The sequence below is a fragment of the Frigoribacterium sp. RIT-PI-h genome (assembly GCF_001297205.1).
In the GTDB taxonomy this organism is placed as follows: domain Bacteria; phylum Actinomycetota; class Actinomycetes; order Actinomycetales; family Microbacteriaceae; genus Frigoribacterium.
Map to the genome: position 1 here is coordinate 1 of NZ_LHOZ01000083.1, position 5,046 is coordinate 5,046.

The window sequence follows — 5,046 nt, forward strand, 5'->3', positions numbered from 1 at the left end:
CCACCACGCCGGCCCCCACCCCGACGCCGACCGGGTCCGGCACGGTCGTCCCCGCCGCCTTCCGCCGGAGTTCGTGGAGCGACGACCCCTACTCGCTCGGGGCGACGAGCCACCTCACCCCCGGCACGTCCGACGCCGACCGCCGGTTGCTCGGCACCCCGCTCGACGACCGGCTCTTCTTCGCCGGTGAGGCCGTCGCCTCGACGATGGGTGGCACGGTCTACGGGGCCCGCCAGTCGGGCTTCGACGTCGCGGCACAGGTCGCCGAGGTCGCCGCGGCCGACGAGCGCATCGCCGTGATCGGCGCCGGCATCGCGGGGGCGACCGCGGCGCGTTCCCTGGTCGAGCGCGGCGACGACGTCGTCGTCGTCGAGGCCCGCGGACGGGCCGGCGGCCGGGTGCGCAGCGTGCCCGACGACGACTGGCCCTACCCGGTCGAGCTCGGCGTCGGTCTGCTCGAGGGCCCCGAGTCGGTGGCCCTCCAGGCCGCCCTCGCCCTCGCCCGCGTCCGGACCCGTCCGCTCGACGACACGGTCGAGGTGCGGACGTCCGACGGCGCGGTCGACTCGCTCGGCGACGCCGCCGACCGACTCGACCAGGCCGCGTCTTGGGCAGACGCTCGCTCCACCACGACCGACGCCGACTCCGGCACGAGCGTCGCCGACGCCCTCGCCGGGTCCGGGGCCGACCAGGTCTCGGCCCTGCCCGGTCCCGACGGCGTCTCGGACGCCGACCGTCTCGCCCTCGTGCTCGACGACCTCCTCCCGGCTCGCTGGGGCGCCGAGGCCGACGACCTCGCGGTCTCGGCCCTCGGCGACGACCCCGCACGCGACCTGCTGCCCACCGGTGCCTCCGTGGTGACGGGTGGCCTGTCGGGCTTCGTGGCGGGCCTGCTCGACGGCCTGGACGTCCTCCGCGACAGCAACGTCGTCCGCGTGCAGTACGGCGACCAGGGCGTCGGGCTGCGACTCGCCACGGGCGAGTCGCTCTCGGTCGACCGTGCCGTGTCGACGATCCCCCTGGGGGTGCTGAAGACCGGCGTCCCCGAGTTCTCACCGGAGCTGCCGTCCACCCACACCGACGCGATCGAGGCCCTCGGCGTCGGCACGCGCGAGGTGCTCTGGCTGCGCTTCGACGAGGCCTTCTGGTCCACCCAGGCCACGGTCTGGGCCGTGCTCGACGACGACGCGCCCTACCGGCTCTTCGTCAACCTGATGCCGGCCACGGGAGCCCCCGTGCTGGTCGCGCTGACGGGTGGCGACGCGGCGACCGAGGGCGACGCCCGCGACGACGACGCGGCGGGGGCGGCGGCCATGCGGAGCCTGGCGCCCTACCTCGACCTCGTGGCCGCCGGGTCCCCCGCGCCCACCGACGAGCCGACGGCCGACCCGACGTCCTGACCCGCGCCTCCTGGTCCCTCGACGGCAGGAGGCGCGGTGCGTGTCGTCGACGCGGCCCCGCGACCCTGCCGGGCCCGTGCGTGCGGCCGCACGTGGCTGAGCGCGACGAGCGCGACGAGCACGCCGACGATCGTGCCCAGCGCGATGCCGTTGTAGAGCAGGAACTCGCCCGGCCAGGTCACCTGGGCCGGGTCGAGGAAGAAGTACGGGTACCAGCCGACGTCGGCTCCACGGACGATCGTGAACACGCCCCACACGAGCGGGAAGACGAGCACGACCGACAGCACCCGCCAGCGCACCCGCGGCCGGTCGGGCCCGAGAACCCAGTCGACGAGCACGAACGTCGGGATGACGAAGTGCAGCAGCTGGCTCGACCAGGGCACCTCGATGCGGTAGTTGTGACTCGCCGACTCGGCGACGATGATGCCGAACACGATGCCCGACACGATGACGTAGGTGCTGACCAGGGCGTGCACTCCCGCGAACCAGCCGGGTTCCTGGCGCCCGCGCAGCAGCAGGACTCCCGCGATCGCGAGCACGACGACGTTCGCCATGTTGCTCTGCTGGGTGAAGTAGCTGAAGTAGTTGATCGAGCTGAAGGTGCTGAACCCGAGCACGTAGACGAAGTCGGCGACGAGAGCGACGACGCCGACGGCGGCCGCGAGCAGGCGTAGGACGCCGACGATCCGTCGCACCGTGTCACGCCCTCCGGATCTGGTCGGCTGCGGTCTGGGGAAACGTCGATCGTACTAGGCGCCCACCGGACGCTCGACGTGACGAGGCCGGGCCCGTGCGTCGTGACGACGTGCGGGCCCGGCCTCGGTGCCTCGGCGTCGCACCGCAGCGCGACACCGTGCCGATCAGGGGATCAGCTGGGGATGTAGTTGAACTCGTCCGGGTTCGGGCCGGTGCGCTCGTCCTTGTTGAGGGCGGTGATCGCGGCCACGTCGGCGTCGGTCAGCTCGAAGTCGAACAGGTCGAAGTTCTCTTCCACGCGCGACCGGGTGACCGACTTGGGGAAGACGATGTCGCCCCGCTGGATGTGCCAGCGCAGCGTGACCTGGGCGGTCGACTTGCCGACCCGCTCGGCGATCTCGGTGATGGTCTCGTCCTTCAGCACGCCGCCCTGGGCGATGGGCGACCAGGCCTCGGTGTGGATGCCCTTCGAGACGCCGAACTCACGCAGCGCGTCCTGCGTCAGGTACGGGTGCACCTCGATCTGGTTGACGACCGGGACGACCGAACCCTCGTCGAGGATGCGCTCGAGGTGGGGCTGCTGGAAGTTCGAGACGCCGATCGACTTGGCGCGACCGCTGGCGTGGATCTCTTCGAGGGCCTTCCAGGTCTCGACGTAGTCGACGTCGATGCCGGGCAGCGGCCAGTGGATGAGGAACAGGTCGACGTAGTCCTGCTTTAGGGCGTCGAGCGTGCCGTCGAACGCCTTCAGGGCGTCGTCACGCTTGTGGAAGCCGTTGTTGAGCTTCGAGGTGACGAAGATCTCGCTGCGGTCGATGCCGCTCTCGGCGATCGCCTCGCCCACGCCCGCCTCGTTGCCGTACATCTCGGCGGTGTCGATGTGGCGGTAGCCGACCTCGAACGCGGTGAGGGTGGCGTCCTTGGTCTCGGCCGGGTCGACCTGGTAGACGCCGAACCCGAGCTGGGGGATCTGGATTCCGTTGTTCAGGGTGATGGTGGGGATCGTGGTCATGTGTAGAGCCAACCACTCACCCCCGACACTTCTTCCGAGGAAGCACTGGTGCCCGTACCCCGGGCGTGTTACTGTGATGAGTCGCTTGGGGCTCTCTTCTCACAGAGCTCCCGTGCGGTGCCGACCGAGTCCACACCGGCGCACCGCCCGAAAAGCCTCGCGAGACGACCTCGCCGGATGCGCACGACGACCACCGATCATCGTTGCCCTACTTCTCCGGCCGCCGTCACCGCAGGCCCGACCACCGCCGTCAGGCGGACCACGACCGCCCATCCGGCGCCTCGTGCCACGGATTCTGTCGCAACACAGAGCACACATCGAAATCGAGCATCATGAACGACATCATCAGCATCACCGGCACGGTCACGACCGCGCCCACCCTGACCACCGCCCGCCTCGTCGAGTTCGTCGTCGTCGACGACCGCGGCACCGAGTTCGCCGTCCGCGCCTGGCGCGACGACGTCACCACCGCCGTGCGCGTCGGTGCGTCCGTCGTCGTCGACGGCGCCGCCGGCTGGGTCATCCCCGGCCGCAGCTGGCGTCACGAGCCGAGCCGCACCATCGTGCAGGCCTCCTCGGTCGAGGCCCGCGAGCTCGCACTCGCGGCCTAGTTCGCAGCGCCTCCGGGCGCGACGACCCGAGGAGGCGCGGTGAGGCTGTGAGCCGCACCGCGCCTCCTGCGGTCCCCGGCACCACGACGACGGGCCCGGCCACCGAGAGGTGACCGGGCCCGTCGCGCGCCGTCCGAGGGCTGCGGGGTCAGAGACCCTGGGCGCGGACCAGGATCGGCCGGTGGTCGCTGACGCCGGCCGGGAGCGTGACGACGTCCTCGATCTTGAGGTCGTAGCTCGTCGCGAAGTCGAAGTGGCCCTTGACGTACTTGTAGCCCAGGTAGGTCGGGGTCGAGCTGCGGGTCAGCACGAAGCCGTCGCGCTCGATGTGCTTGCGCAGACCGCCGTGGAACCACGGGTAGTTGAAGTCGCCCACCATCAGCATCGGCACGCCCGGCGCCAATGCGCGCATCAGGCGGTGCGCCGACTCCACCTGCTTCTTGCGCAGGGAGTTCGTGGCCGTGAGCGGGGCGGCGTGGAACGAGCCGATCAGCACGTCACGTCCGCTCTGTCGGTCGGCCAGGTGCATGGCCAGCAGTCGCTCGTGCGCCGGCGACATGACGCGGTCGTGCATCGACTTCTTGAGCGCGTAGACGTTCGTCCCCAACAACTCGAACCGGGAGCGGCGGTAGTAGGCCGCGAGCCCGAGACGGTTGTTGTGCGTCGACGCCGCGAGGGCGAACTCGCCGAACTCGTCGGGGATGTCCTTGGTGTCGGCCTCTTGCAGGCAGAGCACGTCGGCGTCGTTGTCCTCGGCGAGCGACCGGATCTCGCCCTTGGCCGTGTGCTCGCGCAGGTTGTAGCTGACGACGCGCATCGTGTGTCCGTTGTGTTCTGTCACGAATAGCGAACCTAGTCCACGTCTGTTTCGGGCATGTGCAGGTTGGACGAACGGGGGGTGCCGGGTGCGGCGGACAGGACGTCCGCCGCACCCGGCACCCCCCGTCGAACGGTTACTCGCCGCGGTGGGTGCGGTCGGCGTCACCGGTGAGCGCTGCGCGGGCCGCGCGGCGACGCGTGGAGACGACGAGCGCGGCACCGAGCAGGGTGAGCAGGGCGGCCAGCGCGACCGGGCCGGCCAGCTCGGCTCCGGTGAAGGCGAGACCGGTCGTCGCGGCTGCGGCGGCGGGGCGAGGCGTCGACACGGCCGGGGCGGATGCGGCCGGGGCGGGGGGACCCGCCACGGGGGGGGGGAGCGCCGCGGGGGTCGTCGTCGGGGGGGCCGGCGGGGGGGTGGGCGTGGCTGCCGCGGCGGCGACTCGGGCGGACCCGGCGTTCGAGGCGGACACGGCCTCGCCGGACTCGAGGCCACGGGCCGTCACGGCTG

6 protein-coding genes are annotated in these 5,046 nt (G+C 71.6%); 2 read left to right on the plus strand and 4 right to left on the minus strand.

From position 1 onward, the window contains the following. A partial coding sequence (locus AEQ27_RS12765) for an FAD-dependent oxidoreductase (protein WP_054147008.1) occupies positions 1-1,400 on the plus strand: 1,400 nt, incomplete at its 5' end. Here the strand turns inward: AEQ27_RS12765 and AEQ27_RS12770 are convergent. Together AEQ27_RS12770 and AEQ27_RS12775 are read right to left on the minus strand one after the other, a co-directional pair. Beyond that, the gene (locus AEQ27_RS12770) at positions 1,331-2,095 is read right to left on the minus strand and encodes a Pr6Pr family membrane protein (RefSeq protein ID WP_054147009.1); all 765 of its coding nucleotides are present in this window, start codon (positions 2,093-2,095) and stop codon (positions 1,331-1,333) included. The two genes, AEQ27_RS12765 and AEQ27_RS12770, sit on opposite strands and share 70 nt — an antisense overlap. A gap of 173 nt (positions 2,096-2,268) precedes the next feature. Further along, positions 2,269-3,108, minus strand: coding sequence for an aldo/keto reductase (locus AEQ27_RS12775; RefSeq protein WP_054147010.1), 840 nt, complete (start codon positions 3,106-3,108; stop codon positions 2,269-2,271). 332 nt (positions 3,109-3,440) lie between these two features. Here AEQ27_RS12775 and AEQ27_RS12780 point away from each other — a divergent pair, with 332 nt between their 5' ends. Then, the gene (locus AEQ27_RS12780; protein WP_054147011.1) at positions 3,441-3,719 is read left to right on the plus strand and encodes a hypothetical protein; all 279 of its coding nucleotides are present in this window, start codon (positions 3,441-3,443) and stop codon (positions 3,717-3,719) included. Between the two features lie 148 nt (positions 3,720-3,867). On the opposite strand, the gene AEQ27_RS12785 is transcribed toward AEQ27_RS12780, so the two are convergent. Further along, positions 3,868-4,536 carry an endonuclease/exonuclease/phosphatase family protein gene (locus AEQ27_RS12785; protein ID WP_054147012.1) on the minus strand — a complete coding sequence of 223 codons (669 nt, stop codon included), beginning with the start codon at positions 4,534-4,536 and terminating at the stop codon, positions 3,868-3,870. A 136-nt stretch (positions 4,537-4,672) separates the two neighbouring features. Then, positions 4,673-5,046, minus strand: a 374-nt coding sequence (locus AEQ27_RS17855) for a hypothetical protein (RefSeq protein ID WP_369813655.1), incomplete at its 5' end; no start/stop codon positions are given.